Origin of the sequence: Psychrobacter sp. MF31, assembly GCF_012847335.1 — a bacterium.
In the GTDB taxonomy this organism is placed as follows: domain Bacteria; phylum Pseudomonadota; class Gammaproteobacteria; order Pseudomonadales; family Moraxellaceae; genus Psychrobacter.
Genome location: NZ_JABBDX010000001.1, coordinates 1 through 19,873 on the forward strand (window position 1 = coordinate 1; position 19,873 = coordinate 19,873).

At 44.8% G+C, this 19,873-nt stretch carries 16 protein-coding genes, 1 other RNA gene and 1 pseudogene; 9 read left to right on the top strand and 9 right to left on the bottom strand.

Annotated elements, in window-relative coordinates; translation table 11 throughout:
* The 3 genes and pseudogenes from HF322_RS00005 to ssrA all read left to right on the top strand — a co-directional run.
* Positions 1 to 120, top strand: a pseudogene (locus HF322_RS00005) (IS5/IS1182 family transposase); the annotation flags it as partial.
* 82 nt (positions 121 to 202) lie between these two features.
* On the top strand, positions 203 to 886 hold the full coding sequence (locus HF322_RS00010) for an alpha/beta hydrolase (RefSeq protein WP_169391358.1): 684 nt from the start codon (positions 203 to 205) through the stop codon (positions 884 to 886).
* A gap of 97 nt (positions 887 to 983) precedes the next feature.
* Positions 984 to 1,342: a transfer-messenger RNA gene (gene ssrA, locus HF322_RS00015) on the top strand.
* A gap of 136 nt (positions 1,343 to 1,478) precedes the next feature.
* Here ssrA and rplI read toward each other — a convergent pair.
* The 5 genes from rplI to ppsA all read right to left on the bottom strand — a co-directional run bounded on the left by rplI (position 1,479) and on the right by ppsA (position 6,315).
* On the bottom strand, positions 1,479 to 1,979 hold the full coding sequence (gene rplI, locus HF322_RS00020; protein WP_169391359.1) for a 50S ribosomal protein L9: 501 nt from the start codon (positions 1,977 to 1,979) through the stop codon (positions 1,479 to 1,481).
* A gap of 23 nt (positions 1,980 to 2,002) precedes the next feature.
* Entirely contained in the window at positions 2,003 to 2,230 is a 228-nt protein-coding gene (rpsR, locus tag HF322_RS00025; protein ID WP_169391360.1) for a 30S ribosomal protein S18, read from the bottom strand.
* Between the two features lie 16 nt (positions 2,231 to 2,246).
* A complete protein-coding gene (gene rpsF / locus HF322_RS00030) occupies positions 2,247 to 2,645 on the bottom strand; it encodes a 30S ribosomal protein S6 (protein ID WP_169391361.1) in 399 nt (132 codons plus the stop codon).
* A gap of 190 nt (positions 2,646 to 2,835) precedes the next feature.
* Entirely contained in the window at positions 2,836 to 3,792 is a 957-nt protein-coding gene (locus tag HF322_RS00035) for an RDD family protein (protein ID WP_223193104.1), read from the bottom strand.
* Positions 3,793 to 3,933: 141 nt separating this feature from the next.
* Positions 3,934 to 6,315, bottom strand: a complete 2,382-nt coding sequence (gene ppsA / locus HF322_RS00040; protein WP_169391362.1) for a phosphoenolpyruvate synthase — start codon at positions 6,313 to 6,315, stop codon at positions 3,934 to 3,936.
* Between the two features lie 401 nt (positions 6,316 to 6,716).
* On the opposite strand from ppsA, the gene HF322_RS00045 reads away from it, so the two are divergent.
* Both HF322_RS00045 and sthA read left to right on the top strand, forming a co-directional pair.
* Positions 6,717 to 7,610 carry a pyruvate, water dikinase regulatory protein gene (locus HF322_RS00045; RefSeq protein ID WP_169391363.1) on the top strand — a complete coding sequence of 298 codons (894 nt, stop codon included), beginning with the start codon at positions 6,717 to 6,719 and terminating at the stop codon, positions 7,608 to 7,610.
* A 93-nt stretch (positions 7,611 to 7,703) separates the two neighbouring features.
* A complete protein-coding gene (sthA, locus tag HF322_RS00050; protein WP_223193105.1) occupies positions 7,704 to 9,371 on the top strand; it encodes a Si-specific NAD(P)(+) transhydrogenase in 1,668 nt (555 codons plus the stop codon).
* A 49-nt stretch (positions 9,372 to 9,420) separates the two neighbouring features.
* On the opposite strand, the gene HF322_RS00055 is transcribed toward sthA, so the two are convergent.
* Genes HF322_RS00055 through HF322_RS00070 form a run of 4 tightly spaced genes read right to left on the bottom strand, consistent with a single transcriptional unit; the run spans position 9,421 to position 14,817 of the window.
* Positions 9,421 to 10,596, bottom strand: coding sequence for an ABC transporter permease (locus tag HF322_RS00055; protein WP_169391364.1), 1,176 nt, complete (start codon positions 10,594 to 10,596; stop codon positions 9,421 to 9,423).
* Positions 10,596 to 11,852 carry an ABC transporter permease gene (locus HF322_RS00060; RefSeq protein ID WP_308811466.1) on the bottom strand — a complete coding sequence of 419 codons (1,257 nt, stop codon included), beginning with the start codon at positions 11,850 to 11,852 and terminating at the stop codon, positions 10,596 to 10,598. Before HF322_RS00060 ends, HF322_RS00055 begins: the two co-directional genes overlap by 1 nt.
* 3 nt (positions 11,853 to 11,855) lie before the next feature.
* Complete coding sequence (locus HF322_RS00065) at positions 11,856 to 13,148, bottom strand: HlyD family secretion protein (RefSeq protein WP_169391365.1); 1,293 nt, start codon at positions 13,146 to 13,148, stop codon at positions 11,856 to 11,858.
* A 55-nt stretch (positions 13,149 to 13,203) separates the two neighbouring features.
* A complete protein-coding gene (locus HF322_RS00070; protein ID WP_169391366.1) occupies positions 13,204 to 14,817 on the bottom strand; it encodes a TolC family protein in 1,614 nt (537 codons plus the stop codon).
* Positions 14,818 to 15,040: 223 nt separating this feature from the next.
* Here HF322_RS00070 and glpK point away from each other — a divergent pair, with 223 nt between their 5' ends.
* The 4 genes from glpK (at position 15,041) to HF322_RS00090 (ending at position 19,801) form a co-directional block, all read left to right on the top strand.
* Positions 15,041 to 16,639, top strand: a complete 1,599-nt coding sequence (gene glpK, locus HF322_RS00075; RefSeq protein WP_169391367.1) for a glycerol kinase GlpK — start codon at positions 15,041 to 15,043, stop codon at positions 16,637 to 16,639.
* Positions 16,640 to 16,944: 305 nt separating this feature from the next.
* Positions 16,945 to 17,457 (top strand): glycine zipper domain-containing protein, encoded by a 513-nt coding sequence (locus HF322_RS00080; RefSeq protein WP_169391368.1) that lies wholly within the window; start codon positions 16,945 to 16,947, stop codon positions 17,455 to 17,457.
* Between the two features lie 381 nt (positions 17,458 to 17,838).
* The gene (locus tag HF322_RS00085; RefSeq protein ID WP_169391369.1) at positions 17,839 to 18,882 is read left to right on the top strand and encodes an endonuclease/exonuclease/phosphatase family protein; all 1,044 of its coding nucleotides are present in this window, start codon (positions 17,839 to 17,841) and stop codon (positions 18,880 to 18,882) included.
* Positions 18,883 to 19,105: 223 nt separating this feature from the next.
* Complete coding sequence (locus HF322_RS00090; protein WP_169391370.1) at positions 19,106 to 19,801, top strand: TetR/AcrR family transcriptional regulator; 696 nt, start codon at positions 19,106 to 19,108, stop codon at positions 19,799 to 19,801.
* Positions 19,802 to 19,873 lie beyond the last annotated feature (72 nt).

Genomic DNA, 19,873 nt, shown 5'->3' on the forward strand with positions numbered 1-19,873 from the left:
AATATGTTTGCAAGGCTCAAACATTTTCGTAGTATCGCTACTCGTTATGAGAAGTTAGCTCGTAATTTTAAGTCAATGCTTTATCTGGCGTGTACTATCGTTCATTGTAAGATGAATTGAAAACACGCCCTAAAACCATCACCGCAAACTGTTAAAATAGCCATTAAAATTTTATTGATCACAGTTAAAATAAGGACAAAACATGTCAAGTTCAGACAAAAAATATTTGGACAGCGTTATTGTTACCCATAATCCAAAGCAAAAAACCGTTAATAACGCCGTCATTTGGCTTCATGGTCTTGGCGCAAGTGGTCATGACTTTGAGCCGATTGTTCCTGAGCTTGATTTATCCGATGATTTAGCGGTTCGCTTTATTTTTCCTCACGCGCCTGAGCGTCCGGTAACTATTAATGGTGGTTACATCATGCCGGCGTGGTACGATATTTTGGAGATGAGCATTGAGCGCAAAGTTGACGTTGAACAAATTAAAATATCAACGCAGCAGATTTATGATTTGATTGATCGCGAAATCGAGCAGGGCGTTCGTCCTGAAAATATCGTTATTGCCGGATTTTCACAAGGCGGGGCGGTGGCATACCATGCCGCGCTTGGATATCCTCAGCGTTTGGCAGGACTTTTGGCATTATCCACTTACTTAGCAACCAATGACGACATTGTATATAGCACTGCTCATCAAAACTTGCCCATTTTAATTGAGCATGGTACTCATGATCCGGTAGTTCCTTGTGTTTTAGGCGAACAAGCTGCGGCGTTATTAACCCAAAAAGGCTATCCGGTGGAATATAAAACTTATCCCATGGCGCATCAGGTTTGCCTGCCACAAATTAAAGGTATTGGCAATTGGCTCAATCAAGTGTTGAGGTGATTTGGCAAAGAAGCTTTTAAAGCGTAACTTAATGTAATTGCAGTGGTTGCTATCTTGATAACGGATCAACTTAATTATATAATGATCGTCTTCTATTGGGGATGTTCTGGCTTCGACGCTGGTGATGAAACTCAATGATGCATGTCGAGAGTATATGTCCTCTCGTAAATCAAACATATATTGTTATAGTCGCAAACGACGAAACTTACGCTCTAGCAGCCTAAGGGCTGCTTACTCAGTTGCCGATTACCTATAGTCGGTAAACTCAGTTGAAGCGCACGCATATAGGTTCGCCACAAGCGGTTGTCTTAACCGTTTGGGTTCAAACTTAAAGACTCGTCCAAGCCATCCTGACTGTCGGATCGGTGCGGATTAAAGCTAAAGACAGAAGCTAAACATGTAGAGTCATGGGCGTAATGCCGGCGGACGCGGGTTCAACTCCCGCCATCTCCACCAAATTTCTTAAAAAAAGTCAGTAACTTAGGTTGCTGGCTTTTTTTTATATTCAAAACGAGTTGATTAAAGTAAAAGATAAATATTAGCAATAAAAAAACCAGCATCACGCTGGTTTTTTTTATAACGAACTAAAAGCTTACGCTTCTAAGTCGTCGTCTTCGCTATCGTCAGCGGCAAAGTTGTCATCGCCATCTTCAGATAAGATCGTAACCAAAATGGTCGCGGTCACGTCGTGATGAAGCTGGATGTCAACGTTGTATTCGCCCACTTGACGAAGTGAACCGGCTGGCAATTTCACTTCAGCGCGGTCAACTTCAAGACCAGAATTGGTTAAGGCTTCAGCGATATCACGAGTTCCGATAGAGCCGAACAATTTGCCTTCGTCGCCTGATTTGGCGCGCATGATGACGTTCACGTCAGTCAAAGCGTCAGCACGAGCTTGGGCTGAGCTTAACTCTTCGGCTTCAGCAGCTTCAAGTTCAGCGCGACGAGCTTCGAATTTTTCGATGTTCGCAGCAGTAGCAGGAAGGGCTTTGCCTTGAGGGATAAGAAAGTTACGACCGTAACCTGGTTTTACATCGACAGTTTCACCGAGCTTACCAAGGTTGACGATACGCTGTAACAAAATAACTTGCATGAGTCACTCCAGATAATCGGTAATTACTGATGGTTGTCAGTGTACGGTAATAGCGCAAGGTAGCGAGCTTGCTTGATGGCGGTCGCTAGTTGACGCTGATATTTGGTAGACGTTCCGGTGATGCGGCTAGGAACGATTTTGCCATTGTCACTGATGTACTGTTTGAGCAATTCGACATCTTTATAATCGATGTGTTTGATGCCTTCAGCAGTGAAACGGCAGAATTTGCGACGGCGATAAAAACGTGCCATGAGTATTCTCCTTTAATTAGTCTTCACTGTTGTCGTTGTCGTCATTGTCTTGACGGTTGTCTGAACGACGGTTAGCTTTACGAGCACGCTTTTCATCAGCGTTTTTGGCTAACTGTGACTCTTCGGTGATGGCTTCGTCACGGCGGATAACTAGGCTACGAATGATCGCGTCATTATAACGGAACAGCTCTTCAAGCTCAGCTAGAGTTTCGCCATCGGTTTCGATGTTGAATAACACATAGTGGGCTTTATGAATTTTGTTGATTGGGTAGGCAAGTTGGCGGCGACCCCAATCTTCTAGGCGGTGGATGACGCCATTGTTGTCTTGAACCAATTTGATGTAGCGCTCAACCATTCCTACCACTTGATCGCTTTGGTCTGGGTGTACCAATAACACCACTTCGTAATGTCGCATAAGGACTCCTTACGGATTAATCAGCCATCAACCCTATGTCGATGGCAAGGAGATTTATAAGCTAATCGCTTAGATTATAAAGCGCCGTATTATAGCACTGGGTTTTGATAAACTCAATGAAAATCAGCGATGAAATAAAAAAGCAGCAAAAATCGCTTGCTGCTTTTTATTATTCAAAATAAGGACGCATTTACTTTTTTAGCTGGCTGTTATCGGCGCGAACGACCAAAGTTTTTGCCAATTTGTCATGCCAGCCCATGTTTTCAGGACTTCTTGCCGCCAAAATATAATTAATGGCAACCACCACAAAGCCAAAAATGCTGACATAAGAAAACAGCAAGTTATAAATGATGAGCAGCAGTAAGGTGCGAACGCCAACCAGTTTGGTAAAAGACGGCAATTTATGAGTGGTTTGGTCAACCACGCGAATTCCGGTAATGAGCTTTCCAATGGATTGACCGCGAAGCATGATAAACAGCAGCTGAAGCCCAAACAGCCCAAAAACAAGCACTTGCGAGACCATAAGCGTGGTGCTTGGGATGCTTTCCATCAAAACCATGGAGTACTTGTAAGCGGCGTCCATATTTTGGATGTTTTGAAATTTACTATAATCAATATCCATTTTGCCAAGCGCCATAATCAGCGGCAAAATCGCCATAACGTACAAAATGCCATTGATTAAGGTGGCAAGAACGCGCAGCATAACCGGCGCTAAAACAACATTGCCAATTTTTTGGTCGATCGCTGCTGAAGCCGATTTAGCTTTGGATAAGCTCACGCGAGAGTTTGCTTGATGCTCGCGATTGGTGGTCATGTCAAACTTGGCATCTGCTGATTTTGGGCGCTCAGGTTTGCCATAAAGCCGATCAACCGACACTTTATCAGCAGCATTTTTAGGATCATTATCTTCAGGGAAATCGGTCACGTTGGTGATGATCGAGTCGTTGTCGGTATCACTATTAGTGACAGGTAGAGGACGATAAACCAGTTGATTGTCCGTGACATCCCCTAAGCGCTGCCAATTGCTCATGCCGTCGTGCCAAACCAGATCATCGAGAACCACTTCGCCAGACGCGAGCATGATATTGAGCTGATCCACCGAATAGGGACCGGCTTGAACATTATTTCGAGCAAGATAAATTTGCATAGTTGCCTACATCGTTGGTCATGTTAGGTCAATATATTAGGACAGAATTGACAAATCACAAACTTTATTTGCAATTATCAATTCTGTCCTAGGGTTTGCCAAGGCAAATGGGCGTAACAAAGCTGCCGATTAGGCTTCTTTTTAGGCTTCTTCGTCCGCTAAAAAGAACCAAGTATCAAGCACAGAATCTGGGTTTAGTGATACTGAGCTGATGCCTTGCTCCATGAGCCAGTACGCCAAATCTGGATGATCAGATGGTCCTTGACCGCAGATACCAATGTATTTGCCTTGTTTGCGGCAAGCCTCAATCGCCATGGACAAGAGCTTTTTCACCGCAGGGTCACGCTCATCAAACAGGTGTGAGACGATGCCAGAGTCGCGGTCAAGACCAAGGGTCAACTGGGTCAAGTCGTTTGAACCGATTGAGAAGCCATCAAAGTATTGTAAAAACTCATCAGCAAGTAAGGCGTTGGTTGGTAATTCGCACATCATAATGATGCGAAGACCGTTTTCGCCGCGTTTTAGACCATTTTTCTCAAGAAGTTCGATCACTTGACGCGCTTCATCAGTGGTGCGAACAAATGGGATCATGATCTCAACGTTGGTCAATCCCATGACATCACGGACGCGTTTTAACGCTTGGCATTCAAGCTCAAAGCAGTCGCGGAAGTTGTCTGAAACGTAGCGGCTTGCTCCGCGGAAGCCAAGCATTGGGTTTTCTTCTGATGGCTCATAAAGCTTGCCACCGATGAGGTTGGCGTACTCGTTTGATTTAAAATCAGACATACGAACGATAACGGGCTGCTCTTTAAAGGCAACGGCGAGCGTTGAGATACCTTCAACCAATTTATCCACATAAAAATCAACGGGAGAGGCGTAGCCAGCAATGCGCTCATTGATGGCTTGAGCTACTTCACGCGGTAAGGTGTTCATGTTCAAAAGCGCTTTTGGATGAACGCCAATCATTCGGTTAATGATAAACTCTAAGCGCGCAAGACCAACGCCTTCATTTGGCATTTGCGCAAATGAAAACGCGCGATCAGGGTTGCCGACGTTCATCATGACTTTAAAGGCAAGCTCGGGCATGGTTTCAATCGAGTTGGTTTGAACGTCAAACTCAAGCTGACCTTCATAAATAAAGCCAGTATCGCCCTCAGCACAAGATACGGTCACGTCTTGACCATCGCTTAGGATTTCGGTGGCGTTACCACAACCAACGATTGCCGGAACGCCAAGCTCACGGGCGATAATCGCAGCGTGACAGGTTCGACCGCCACGGTTGGTGATAATCGCTGAGGCAAGCTTCATGACCGGTTCCCAATCAGGATCCGTCATGTCAGAGACTAAAATGTCACCTGCTTGAACTTTGTCCATCTCGTTTAAGTTGTCAACGATACGAACTTTACCGGCGCCGATACGCTGACCGATTGAGCGACCTTCACAAAGCACTTTGGCATCTTTAGTGTTGATGACGTAGCGCTCCATGATGTTGCTGTCTTGGCGGCTTTTAACCGTTTCAGGTCGCGCTTGAACGATAAAGATTTCATTCGTGTCGCCATCTTTTGCCCACTCGATGTCCATGGCTTGACCGTAGTGCTTTTCGATGGTCATGGCTTGTTTGGCAAGGTTGGTCAACTCGTCCGTGGTTAATGAAAACTGCATGCGGTCTTGTTTTTCAACGTCAACGACTTTGACCGATTTGCCCGCGCTGGCTTCTTCGCCATAAATCATTTTTTTATGTTTGCTGCCAAGGTTTCGGCGGATAATCGCTGGGCGACCTTGTTGCAATAAGGGTTTTGATAAATAAAACTCGTCAGGGTTCACCGCACCTTGAACGACCATTTCGCCCAAACCATAACTTGAGGTAATAAAGACCACTTGGTCAAAGCCGCTTTCGGTATCGATAGTGAACATGACGCCTGCCGCGCCCGTTTCTGAGCGAACCATGCGCTGAACGCCGGCAGATAACGCAACGCCTTCATGCTCAAAGCCTTTATGAACGCGGTAAGAAATGGCGCGGTCGTTATAAAGGGAGGCAAACACTTCTTTAATCGCGATTAAAACGTTATCAATACCGCGAATGTTCAGGTAGGTTTCTTGCTGACCTGCAAATGACGCATCGGGTAAATCTTCAGCAGTGGCAGATGAGCGCACGGCAACGGCGATATCATTGCCATTACTCATGGTGTCAAAGGCTTTGCGAACTTCTTCTTCCAAATCTTTTGGCAACTCTTGGTCGATGATCCAGCCACGGATTTTTTTACCAGTAGCAGCAAGTTTGTTGACATCATTGACATCAAGGGCTTTTAATTCGCTGTTGATTTTATCAAGAAGTCCGGTTTCCGTTAAAAAACGGTTAAACGCGTTAGCAGTGGTTGCAAAGCCGCCAGGGACGCTCACGCCCAAGTCTGATAAATGACTGATCATCTCGCCAAGCGAGGAGTTTTTACCGCCAACGATGTCTACATCGTCTTTGCCAAGCTTGTCTAGGGTAATTACGAGGTCTGAGGCGCGAGCTGTCATGATAACTCCGAAAAATAAGGTTATTTAGGAAAGATTATAACGCTAAATTATACCGCTATCTTACACATATTTCGAGGATTTGACACCAAAATTTTGCTAAATTTACGATTTTCCTTGGTTTTTTGGGTAAGACTTTTGAGTTTAATTGGCTTATTAAAAGAAAAATGGTTTTAATGAGCTTGAGTAATCAAACAAGACAAACAGTCAAAGCAAGGACTGACGATAGATGACGGTTTAAAGGCAATTTAATATTCGTCAATTGCCGATAAAAAATGTAGGTTTTGGATTGGTTAGGTAAGTTGGAGTCGAAATAAAGGGCTAACTTGCGTATAATGAAACTGCTAAAGCGTGAGCTGATTTTTTTATTTATGATGTTCTGATTTTTCACAGGTTTTTAAGCTATGTATTCAACCTCGACCAACCAAGGCAGTCCGACCATTCAAAATCGCCACGCGCTAAGCTTGGACAATTCGCAAGCGCTCAGAAGTGCGTTTTTTATTTCCGATGGCACAGCGATCACCGCTGAAACGTTGGGGCGCTCAATCTTAAGCCAGTTTGCCTCGGTGCCGTTTGAGACGCGCGTATTGCCTTATGTAGACACCCTTGAGCGCGCCGCAGATGCCGTTGAGCAAATCAATTTGGCGTATCAGCGCGATGGGTTGTTGCCACTGGTGTTTGATACCATTGTCAACGCCGATATCCGAGAAAAAATCAACTCCGCTCACAGTTGCAACTTGGATATGTATGAAGGTTTGATCGGTCGCATTGCTGAGGAAATCGGCGTTGAGCCGGACAGTCATTCAGGTCATGCTCATGATAATGTGGACTCCGAAACCTATAAAGAGCGCATTGATGCTGTTCATTTTGCTTTAGATAATGACGATGGCGCGCGAACTCGGCATTATGACGCGGCAGATATTATTTTAATCGGCGTGTCACGGTCAGGAAAAACGCCGACCTCACTATATTTGGCGCTTCAATTTGGCATTCGCGCTGCCAATTATCCGTTAACTGAAGATGATTTATACGACAATCAATTGCCAAAAGCGCTTCGCGAGCATAAAGATAAGCTGTTTGGACTGGTTATTGATACCGATCGCTTGGTAAAAATCCGCCAAGAGCGCCGCGCTGGTAGCCGATATTCAAGCTATCAGCAGTGCCAGCAAGAGCAGCGCGCCATTCAAGGCATTTATATTTCGCAAGGCATCCCAAATTTAGACGTATCAGAAATGTCGGTCGAAGAAATTGCCACGCGAATTTTGCAAATGACGGGGCTAAAACGCCGGATTGGTTGATTTTTTAACGGCTGATTCATCAAAGATTAGCTTGATCTTATTTTTATTTTCTTATTTTACAATCATTCATTATGGAAAAATCACGAGGATATGATGGGAAGCAAACGTAAAGACGGCACTGCTGCCGAAAGCGATACCACTAATGATATGAACACCGATCCGAATACTGAAGTGTCCAATAAAGATCGCGGCACTGATCCGGAAACGGCGCCTGAGACCACCCAAGGTCAATCCAAGCAAGAAAACATCGAGCAGATTCACGATCAAGTGACGGAAAGTCCGTTGTTTCATCCAAGCCTGATCAGTCCGCTTGATGATATCCGCATCAATATTAAATCTGGATATTCAAAAGATTCACGCCGCCTAAAAAACGACAAGCATGAGTTTGAATATGATGCGATCGTTTTGGGCGCAGGTCCTGCTGGGGAAGCGGCAGCGATGAAGCTTGCCAAATCTGGAAAAAAAGTGGCAGTTATTGACCCACGTGAGCAGGTTGGCGGCAACTGTACCCATGTCGGCACCATCCCAAGTAAGGCGCTGCGTCAGTCAGTGTTTAACTTGATTAACTTTCGCCGCGATCAGATGTTCACCCAAGCGATGGACTATCATCAAGTTCCGCTCAATATCGTGTTGGCAAAAGCTCGCGAAGTGATCCGCCGTCAGGTCAACACCCACACGCGCTTTTATGAGCGCAATCAGATCGAAGTCATCCACGGCTGGGCAAGCTTTTTGGACAATCATACCTTGCGCGTGGAAACCGAAGACAACGTTTTTGAAACGCTGACCTTTAATAAAGCGATTATCACGGTTGGTAGCCGACCATACCGCCCTGAGATTTTAGATTTTAATCACCCGCGTGTGTTTGATTCCGACAAAATCTTGCAAATGGATTATGTCGTTCAAAAAATCATCATTTATGGTGCTGGCGTGATTGGCTGTGAGTACGCCTCGATCTTTACAGGTCTTGGCTATAAGGTTGATTTGATTAACAATAAAGATCAGCTACTCAGCTATTTGGACAGTGAAATCAGCGATGCGATTGCCCATGACTTCCGTCAATTTGGCGTGGTTATTCGCAATAATGAAGAGATTGATCATTTAGAAACCACCGATGATTATGTCGTTTTGCATCTAAAAAGTGGCAAAAAGATCAAATCGGACGCCATTTTATGGTCAAACGGTCGCTCAGGAAACACCGATGGTTTAAATTTAGAAGCGATTGGGCTTACTGCCAACAGCCGCGGTCAGCTAAAAGTCGATGACAACTACCGCACTGAAGTTGAAAATATTTACGCCGCAGGGGATGTGATTGGTTGGCCCTCGCTTGCCTCCGCCGCTTATGACCAAGGTCGCTGCGCCGCGGCCTTCATGGTGGGCGATCATGACGCTGAGCCAGTGTCAAGCGTGCCAACGGGAATCTATACCATCCCCGAGATTTCTTGTATCGGTAAAACAGAGCAAGAACTGACCGATGAAAAAGTCCCTTATGAAGTTGGTCAGGCGTTTTTTAAACACTTAGCGCGAGCGCAAATCATTGGTGAGCGCTCAGGGGTTTTAAAAATCTTATTCCACCGCGAGACCCTTGAAATCTTGGGAATCCATTGCTATGGCAATCATGCCTCTGAGATTATCCATATTGGTCAGGCGGTCATGAAATGCAACAATACGATTGAGTATTTTGTCAATACCACCTTTAACTACCCAACGATGGCGGAAGCTTACCGCGTTGCCGCGCTTAATGGTTTAAATCGTATTTTTTAATAAGTGAAATGACAAAAAAAGCGCCTAATCTGTAGGCGCTTTTTTTATTTTAAGGCTTATATTGAACCTGATTGTCTTTTAAACAAAACCAAAGCAAGAGTAAACCATAAAGCAGCCAAAGCACTGCCAAACTAAAAAAGCCGTTGGTAACTTGCGAAACACTTGCCCCCATTTGATTGAGCTGAACGGAAGTATTGATTGCAGGGGTAGTCGGAATAAGCCAGCGAATAGCTTGCAAAAAGGTCGGTAGCTGGCTTGCTGGCCACGGATAGCCGCTAATAAAAAACAGCGGCAATGAGCTGAAAATTAAAATCTGCAAACTGCGCTCACGCTTTTTAAACCAAAGCCCAAGTACGCAGCCAAGCGTTGCCACGGTTGGGCAAAACAGCAGCAAAAATAATAAGCTTCCGCCAAGATTTGCGCCGTGGGTGTAATGATGGAGATCAAACGCCCAGCCATAATAAAAACAGCCGATCACAAAGCTGATGGTACTGAGCGCCGCAATGCGACCAAGCCAACCGCGAATCGATGATTGATGGCGGCGTAACTCAAACCAAGTGCCAATGAGCATCGCGGTTCCCATAAGCAAGGTTTGCTGCAAAATCAAAATGGCAACCGCAGGAACGACATAAGCGCCGTAGCCTTCAGTTTGGTTATAAAGGGGAACAATGGTTAATGGCACGGCTTGAGTTTTGCTGGCAGCGGTTGGCAAATAAGCGCCATGAGCGACGCTTTTTTTGACTTCAATGCCGGCGGAAACCGTTCCAACCGCCTTTAAAAAGCCAAACTGAACGTTTTTATTTAAAATAAAATAGCCGCCATTGCCAACCACGCTCACGCTTGCGGATTTTTGCGCCATCACGTTTTGTTCAAGACCACTCGGGATGACCATAAATCCGGCAATATCGTTTTGCCATAACGCCTGCTTGGCATCGGCTTCGGTGACAAAGCGTTTCACATCAAGCTGCGGGCTTACGCTGGCATAGCGAACGAGGGTTGCTGATAAGCTGCTGTTGTCCTCATCAATGATGCCGACCGGAACGTGGTTGACAACCTCTGACGAATACGGCCACGGATAAAAAAAGCCGTAAATAATGGGTGCGATAATAAGCATCAAGAGCACGCCTTTATCGGCAAAGACGTCTTTTAGCGTTTGCAAAAAACTGCGCCAAAATCCTAAATAGCTTGGTTTGGTTGCGATTGGTTTTGCGTTCGTTTTTGCCATTAGCGCGACCCCCAGCGATCAGGCTTAGATAGTGCGCGGCGGGTGAGCAGCGTGGTCAACAGCATGGCAATTATCGCAGCAAATATCAGTCCAAAAAATATCGGCAGCGACAAAAGGGCAGGCGCGCCCATTTGCAACTGCGCGATTTGCAGCTTTAAATAGTGAGTTAATGGCAGTAAATCCGACCAGTACTGAGCACCTTGACTCATGGCAATATAAGGAAACGTGACTCCAGCAAAGGCGTAGGAGGGCGCAGAAATAAAGCCCGTGGCTGACAGTCCGGTTCGCAAAGAAAAGGTTGCTAGCGTAAATATCGCCCCAAGCCAAAACGACAACCAAAGCAGCATCACTTGAGCGCCATAAGTCAGTAAAATAGAGCTGAGCGCTAGCTGCTGCGGATAGCTTGCAAGTCCGACCGATATCGCCGCCCAAATGGTGAATGCAAGCGTTGGATAAGCATATTTACCAAGAAGTCCAAACATTACCATGAAAAAAGGCGTTTTCGTTGGTTTTGGGGTGATTGCTGTTGTTGAGTTGATCGGACGAGAATCAGGTAAATTTTGCCGCTGACCTGCGATGAACTGCGCCCAATGACCCAGCGTTTTATCCCGAAGTTCGCGACCAATCGTTGTCGCGCCAATGACCATGGCTAAAATGTGCAACAGCGCCGGAATGACGGTCGATGCCAAAAACTGCTGATAATTGGTCGCCTCATTAAATAAGCTGATCCGGCTGATTTTAATGGGTGAGTAGTCAATGGCAGCTTGCAAGGGCGACGCGCCTTGTTTAATAAGCTGCTGAATTTCAACGCCTGCTGACACCGTTCCGACCACCGATTGAACGCTTTTTTGGATGATTCCTGAATGCGTGCCGTATTGCGCATTGACTTGTAAAATAATGGGCGCCGGATTTTTGGATAAAATATGGGTGGTAAAGTCATTTGGGATGATAACCACGGCATAAATGTCGCGGCGCAGCAGTGCCTCTTGAGCATCACTTTGATTATGATAAAACTTTTGAACATAAATGTCGGGACTGGCATCCAAATAGCGAACCACCGTATTGGCAACCGCGCCATGATCCTCATCAATCACGCCAATGGGCAAATTGGTCACTTGCGATTGCGAAAAAATCCACCAAATCAGCGCGATGGTGACGAGCGGAATCCAAAGCACCATCGCCAAATCCCACGGATTTTTGCGTAAAAAGCGCCGCTCAAATGCCGCGCTTCGACGCCATGCAGAAAAAAACGTCACGGCTTAAGGCGCTTTGTTGGGCGTGATGGTAACAACCACGCTCATCCCTGAGCGGATTCGCGCATCCGGCTCTGTAGGGCGAGCTTTGATTTCAAAGGTGCGAACATCAAAGCCGTCATCGTTGTTGGTTGGTCGCCACGTGGCAAAATCGGCTAGGGCTGAGCTTGCAAATACCGTAAAGGTTTTGGTGAAGGGCTTATCGGGCGTGGAGAGCGCCGGAATCGTCCCAACAAATTGCTGATTGATGGCAAATTGGCTTAAATAGCGCTCAGTGACACTCAGCACCAGCCATTGGTTGTCGGTATCGACCAGTGTGAGCAGCGGAACGCCTTCGCCAATGACTTCACCTGGATTGACAATGACCGTATCGACCAGCCCTGAAATAGGACTTTTTAAATTGGCTTCCTCTTTTGCTGCCATGGCTTCAGCAAGTTTGCCTTCCACTTGAGCAACCTGAGCGCTTGCCGCGTCTTTATCCTCACTGCGAGCGCCTTCTTGAGCCAGCTCATATTGCAACCGCGCCGCTTCGGTTTGTTCTTGGTTGGCGATAAATTGCGCGTAAGCTTCATCGCGTTTTTGCCGTGCCATCAAGCCTTCTTCATAAAGCCGATTGATACGCTCATAAGTATTTGCTGCCAGATCCGAGGCGGCTTTATGGGCAAGCCAAGCCGCTTTTGCTTGTGCAATTTCTTGCGGTCTTGCGCCATTATTGGCTTTATCAAGCTGACTTTGCGCCGCTTTTTTTCCTGCTTCCGCTTGGCTGATTTTGGCGTTGATTTCCGGCGAGTCCATTTCAATTAATTGCTGACCTTTTTTTACCATGTCACCTTCAGTCACCAAAATTTGCGCAATTCTCCCTGGAACTTTGGCAGCAATGGAAGTTTGCTGAAGCTGCATTTGACCTTGTAGGGTGATGGTTTGCGAACTTTGGTGATTCGATTTGCCAAAAGGCTTAGTCAAAGTTTTGGATAAAATGGCAGGATCGTCTTTGAATAAGCCATAAGCCACAATGCCTAATATCAGCAGTAAAATCAGCGCCATGATTATATTCTTAAGCCGCGCTTTATTTTTTTGCTTTTTCTCGCTCGTTCGCGGGTAAGGCGTGGTTATAGGTTCATCAAAAGCCGACTGTAAGTTTTCATCATCTTCATTGCTTAATGGATCGTTTGTTAATAAGCCATCGTCTAACTCATCATTTTTTAATGGCTCAACGTTTTGCGCGTCAGCTTTGGGCAAGGGTTCTGACGTTTTTTCAGCCTTGGTCAAATCATCCGAGTCAGTAGCGTGGTCGCGCATGGCAAAAGTTCCTAAAGCTGAAAAAATGAGTAAAAACGTAAAGGATGGGATGGTATTAGCGATCTTGATACAGCGTTGGCAAATGAATGTCGGCAGCAGCTAAATAATGATTAAAATCAAGCGGCGTGCCACAGCTTTGCATTAACGCTGCTAAAGCTTGAACGTAATCGTTTGCTGCTTGCGCCTGCTCAGTTCGGGATTTGAGATATTGGGTTTGCGCTTGAACCACCTCGACTGTGGTATTCACGCCTTCTTCTAGCCCAAGCCTGCGAAGTCGCAGCACCTCTGCCGCCAAATCAACATTGCTTTGCAAGCTTTGGTAGCGCGATTGGGCGTTGTTGACGTCATGCCAGTTTTTTTCAACCAGCAGTAATACATTGTCGCTGACCTCAATCTTTGATAAATCCGCTTGGCGAATTTTGGCGCTGCTTGAGGCGTTTAATGCTGATTTATCAAGCCCGCCCCAAAGCTTCCAACTTGCCGAAACGCCGGCAAGCCAGCTGGGTTTTTCCTCAATTTGGCTGTAGCCATACATCATAACCGTAGGTTTAAGTCCCGTATCAGATAGCGCATGAAGCTGCTCTGCTTGGGCGCGTTTGGCGGCGACTTTTTGAAATGCCGGATGGTTTTTTAATGCCAAATCTTGAAAATAGCTGACATCCGCAAGCGGTTTGCTTGAGACAAATAACGGCGTGGTCGGCTTGATTCGATACTCTGTTCGCAGCAATCGTTGCAGCGCAATCATGGCAAGCCTTGCGTCATTATTGGCATTAACTGCGGCGCTTTTGGCATCGGCAAGTGCAGACTGAGCTTCTAAGCGCTCAACGCGCGAGATAAAGCCTTCTTCAAATAAGCGCTTGGCTAAATGGTCAGTTTGTTGCAAAGTTTGCTCAGCATCATCGCGCAAATACGCGCCAATAATCGCCAGTTGCGCTTTAAAATATCGCTCAATTAAGGTGCCATAAAGCTCATTTTTATCCAAAACATCATCGGCAAGGGCTTCATTGGTTCGCGCGTCACTAAGCGCCACTGCTGCATCCGTGCGACCAGCAGTATAAACCGGCCACGCCACGCCAATTCCAGCGGCAGTTTTGGTTCCTGAGCGTTTAAACTCATAAGAATCAGGAATTTTATCGCCGACCAACTCGCCAAAATTGGGCAACTCAGGGATATCAACCATCGGTGGAATCAAATCGGTCACATGATTTTGCGCCTCATTGATGCCGTTGGTCACGCCATTTTTTAACGTGGATAAATCAATATCTTCTTGCAGCGTATAAGCATTGGCGGACACTTGCGCAAAGACAAACGGCTTATCAAGGGTTTTAAGTGCCTCCGATTGAAAGCGGCTTGCCGCAATATTGGCTTGGTTTGCTGCAAGTTTGGGCGAGACGGCGCTGAGCATGGTCTGCGCTTGCTCAAGGCTTAAAAAGCTTGGCACGTCAACCGGATAGCTGTTGGTAACGCGGGTTTTGGTTATAGGGTCAATGAGCGTCGTTAAATTTGGCGCAATCTCACGATTGATGCTATCCGTCACGGCTAAAGGCGCCGCCTCAACGATGGGCGTGGTCATGACTTCGTTAGATTCAGCGCTTGCCAACGTTGGCAAGAGGAGTAAGGTTACCAACAAAGTTAAGGCGGTATTTTTGGAAGCCAATAAAGCGGTCATAAGAAAAATGCCATAAAGTCAATAAAAAGTAGCGCAATTGCCACCACGCCCAAATCGATCAGCGCTATACTCTAAAACCCCAATCATGACGGGTCAATGCTCAGTATTTTACCTATTTTACTTGTAAAAGATAGCACCATATGCTATGGATTAAAACATAACCATGGCGCATAGCAAATAAATAATAACTAAATAGTCATTAAATAATAATCAAGGAGCCAACATGAGCGGTTATATTCTAGCGCTTGATCAAGGCACGACCTCAAGCCGAGCGATTTTGTATGACGATCACGCGCGCCCCATGAACATCGCTCAAAAGCCGACGACCTTAATGACGCCAAAAGCCGATTTTGTTGAGCAAGATGCGCGGCAAATTTGGCAATCGCAGCTCAGCTGTGCTCATGATGTGATTAACCAAGCAGGGCTTTTAGCCACCGATGTGAGCGCCATTGCCATCACCAATCAGCGCGAATCGATTGTTATTTGGGATAAAAGTACCGGAAAACCGCTTGCTCCTGCCATCATTTGGCAAGACCGGCGCACAGCAACTCTTTGCCAAACGCTGATCGAAAATCCGCCGCTGACCCAAACCAAAACTGCCTTAAGCGCAAAAGATATCCAAAGCAAAACCGGACTGCGCTTAGATCCTTATTTTAGCGCCACCAAAATCGCTTGGCTGCTCCAAAATAATCCCGATATCAAATCTCGGCTTGGTTCAAACCAACTGGCAGTGGGAACGATTGACAGCTGGCTGATTTTTAATTTAACCGGTGGCAATCACGTTATTGATATTACCAACGCCTCGCGAACCTTATTGTTTGATATTCATAAACTTACATGGTCAGATGAGCTTTGCGCTTATTTTGACATTCCCAAAGCCATTTTGCCTAAAGTTTTGCCTTCAGATGCACTTTTTGGCAAAACCAAAGCCGGACTTTTTGCCAAGCCCATTCCCATTCAAGCTGTTCTTGGTGACCAACAAGCCGCGCTGTTTGGTCAAAACTGCTTTCAAGCCGGAATGGCAAAAAATACTTATGGCACAGGCTGCTTTATGCTGATGAATATTGGCAATGCGCCGAAAGTGAGCGAGCATGAGCTGCTGACTACCGTAGCTTGGCAAAGAAAAATGCCCGCAACGAAATCCGAGAGTCATGCGCTTGGCGTGTTGGTTGAGTCAGGAAAGCGTCTATTAAATCCCAATCAAAATCAGTCCGCAAGACAAGTCAGCTTCGCGTTAGAGGGCAGCGTATTTATGGCAGGTGCGATCGTTCAGTGGCTTCGCGATAACCTTGGCATCATTAAAAACAGCGGCGATATAGAAGCGCTTGCCGAGCAAGTTAATAGTAGCGAAAATGTTGTTTTGTTACCTGCATTTACTGGGCTTGGTGCCCCGTTTTGGCGCTCCGATGTCAGTGCCGCTCTCACCGGAATGACTCGCGGCACCACCAAAGCCCACATTGCTCGCGCCGCCCTTGAAGCCATTGCTTATCAAACCTATGATGTGCTCATCGCCATGCAAAAAGACAGCCCCAAGCCCTTAACTGAGCTTCGCGTTGATGGGGGCGCGGCAAACAATGACTTGCTCATGCAGTTTCAAGCTGATTTGCTCGGCGTTCCTGTATTGCGACCCAAAGATACCGAAATTACTGCCAAAGGCGCCGCCTTACTTGCCGGAATGAAAACCAAGCTTTATGACGACGCCATACTGCAATCGTCTTGGCAAGTTGAGCGCATTTTTGAGCCGAAAATGAGTGACGATCAACGAAATCATTGTCTTAATAAATGGCAATCGGCGTTGAGCCGAGCATTGATGCCACTTTAATTTATTAATTTTTTCAAAGCCGTAAATCATTTAAGGAATTAATTTTTTAATCAAGCAAATGTTGATACAAACTGTAACCTATCAAGTTCATGATCGTAACAAGACTTACAGAATTTGAGTAGCCATCAAGGATCCTATTTCCTAAAATTAAAACAATCGGCAATTAATTATCAAATAATTAAATCCATAGTTCATTCATGGTTTAGTTTAAAAATAAATAAATCTATTTTTATAAAAATTTTGATAATTAATTTAAACATTCAATAAATTATAAATAATTTAATAAATAAAATAAGGATAAAATAATGAGCAATTATGATGGTATTAACCGCAGTGAAGTTAAAGACATGACTCACGAAACTAAAAAAGATTTAAATGCCGATGTCATTACTGGTGAGCCAGGATCGCATCCAGTGGGTACAGGAATTGGAGGTTTAGGTGGTGCGGCAGCTGGCGCTGCTATTGGAACTGCCGCAGGACCGTTAGGAACGCTCATTGGTGGCGCAATTGGTGCGATCGTTGGCGGAGGCGTTGGTCATGCCGCAGCAGAAGCTATTGACCCAACGCGTGAAGAAGCTTACTGGCGCGCGGAATATGCCAATACCGCTTACAACAGACCAGAGTATGAGTTTGATCGCGACTTGCATCCAGCTTATGCAGTCGGCTATGCCAACCGAGCTCGCTATCCGGCAGATGCGCAATTTGAAGATTACGAAACTGACCTTCGTCGCTCTTGGGATGACGTAAAAGGAGAATCGAAAATGACTTGGGAAGATGCAAGATTGGCTTCTCGAGATGCTTGGAATCGCGTCAGCTAACTTTGTCAACTAATACTAATGATAAATAATTTTTAAATGACTGAGTTAAGCATAGATTAAATTTATAATATTGCTATTAATAATATGATTAACTTAATCAAATTTAATGATTAAAATTTTAGTTCTAAACTTGGGAAATAATCCTATAGTTTATGATATATTAAAGCTTTCAGAGGTAACTTTGAAAGCTTTTTTATGCTTTTAATCTAGAGATTTGATCATAAGGTCAAGTGATTAAATAACAAAATGCTGGCTAATATCAAAATCTAGCAGAGTTAAAATTACTCTAATAAAACCACAATTTTAATGTTGATATAGAAAAATATATTATTTTATTTGAAATTGATAAAAATGACATCATTCTAATAGTAAAGGCAGATCATGAATCAGAACAATTCCTCGCAATGGTCAAATTCTTCCAATAAAAGATTTACCATTGCCACGGCAAATTTGCTGAATTTTGCCAATTCAAATCGTACCTTTTATGAGAACACGCCGCCTTATGATGAAACGTCATTTCAAAAAAAGCTGTCAGGATTAACGAGGTTATTGTCGCCCGTTCATGCTGATATTTTAGCGGTTCAGGAAGTTTGGGATAGCGAAGCTTTGACCAAACTTGGTATAAATCTTGGATTTACTTCCGATCAAGTGATCGCGCCGCTTGCTAGTAATGACCGTCAAAGTCCATTTACGCAGGGTCTTGGCGCTCAAAAAACGCCTGCAGTTGGTATCTTGACGCGATTTCCCGTGCTTGAGAAAACCTTGCTGACGGAGGTGATCAAAGAAGCGGTGATTGAGGTTCCCGATGTGGGGCTTTATCAAAGCTTTATGCGACCGCCATTACTATTGCGATTGGATGTGTTAGGGCTGCCCATTACCGTCATTACGGCGCATTTAAAAAGCAAACGCGCTTATTTTTTGCATGATGATCAAGGTGCGCCGCTTGAAGATTTGAATGATCCGAACATTCGGGTTCGGGCAAAGCTGAGAAGCCTTTGTATGCGAGCGGCTGAAGCGGCTTCAATTCGGATGGCGATTATTAACCGGCTTCAACATACCCGTGAACCGCTGATCTTGCTTGGTGATATGAATGATGTGACCAATAGCGTCACCACGCAATTGATGAGTGAGACCAGTGAAGTTAATTATGATAAAAGCTTGCGAGATGTGGCGCTGTTTGATGCCGCTTTAGTTCAAGCAAGGGTTGATGCCATGAAAGAGATGGCTTACTCTCATATTTATCAAGGGGTTCCTGAAATCATTGATCAATTGATGGTTTCAGAAGAGTTTTTAAGCACCAGTAAGTTTGCAAAAGGTCAAATTGATCAGGTTGATTATTTTAATGATCATTTGAAGTGGGATATTACCGATCGGGTAACAGATCATGGTATCATACGCGCTAAAATAAAGCTTTATGAATCATAGGCAAATTTGTTATATCTTAATCTCTTATTTTTATATTAAGTTATGAATTCGTTTTTTTTGAATCATAAGGCAAGCTTGATGTTAGTCAAGTGTTTGTGATGCTTCTTTTTTGTGTTGATCGGGGTAGCATTTATCGTGATCCGTATGAAAAATATTGGGCGAGCATCAAAATAGTAATCAAGAGGTCTGATAATTAAGCAGACTTAACACGACGAGGTTTTTAATGAGCGATTATAAAGACGACAACAAAATCGAAGATGTTTTGGTCGATTCTGAACTGGCGCGAAAGTTGGTTCCCAATAAATTTAAATTTACCAGTCAACAAGGTCGGGTTCGCCGTCAAAAGCTACTGATGGGCGCCAAAAAACTGAGTGAGACTCGGGCGATTAATGATATCAGTCTTGCCGATGTTTGCGAAGAAGCGGGAATCCCACGTGCTTCTGCTTATCATTTTTTCCCAAATATCGAAGCGATCTTTTTGGCATTACGATTTTTAAATGCGATTGAGATTTTAGAAGTCTTGGCGACGGTTGAAACGGGTGATTACGACCGCTGGCAAGGTTATTTAACGGCGCTGATTGAGCGCTCAATGCAAATTTTCCATACCGATCAAACCAAAGCCAAATTGATTTATGACACCAACACGCCTGATTTTGAAGGGGATAGCTTTGGTGAAGATATCGATCATCAAATTGTTCAACTGGTTTATCAGCGCTTGGATGAGCGTTATGAGATGCCAAAATTTGAAGATTTAGAAGATATCTTATTGGTGGCTTATAGCATTATTAATGGTATTTTCACGCTATCTTATCGCCATCATGGCAGCATCACAGATAACTATCTGCAAGAAGCCAATACCGCATCGATTGCTTATTTGCGCTGCTACTTGCCTGAAAAACTACCGCGTAAAACCCGTTAATAAGCGCTTAGTTTGCTTGAATAAGACAAGTTTGAAAACAAATAAAAAACTGGTGACCTGCCAGTTTTTTTA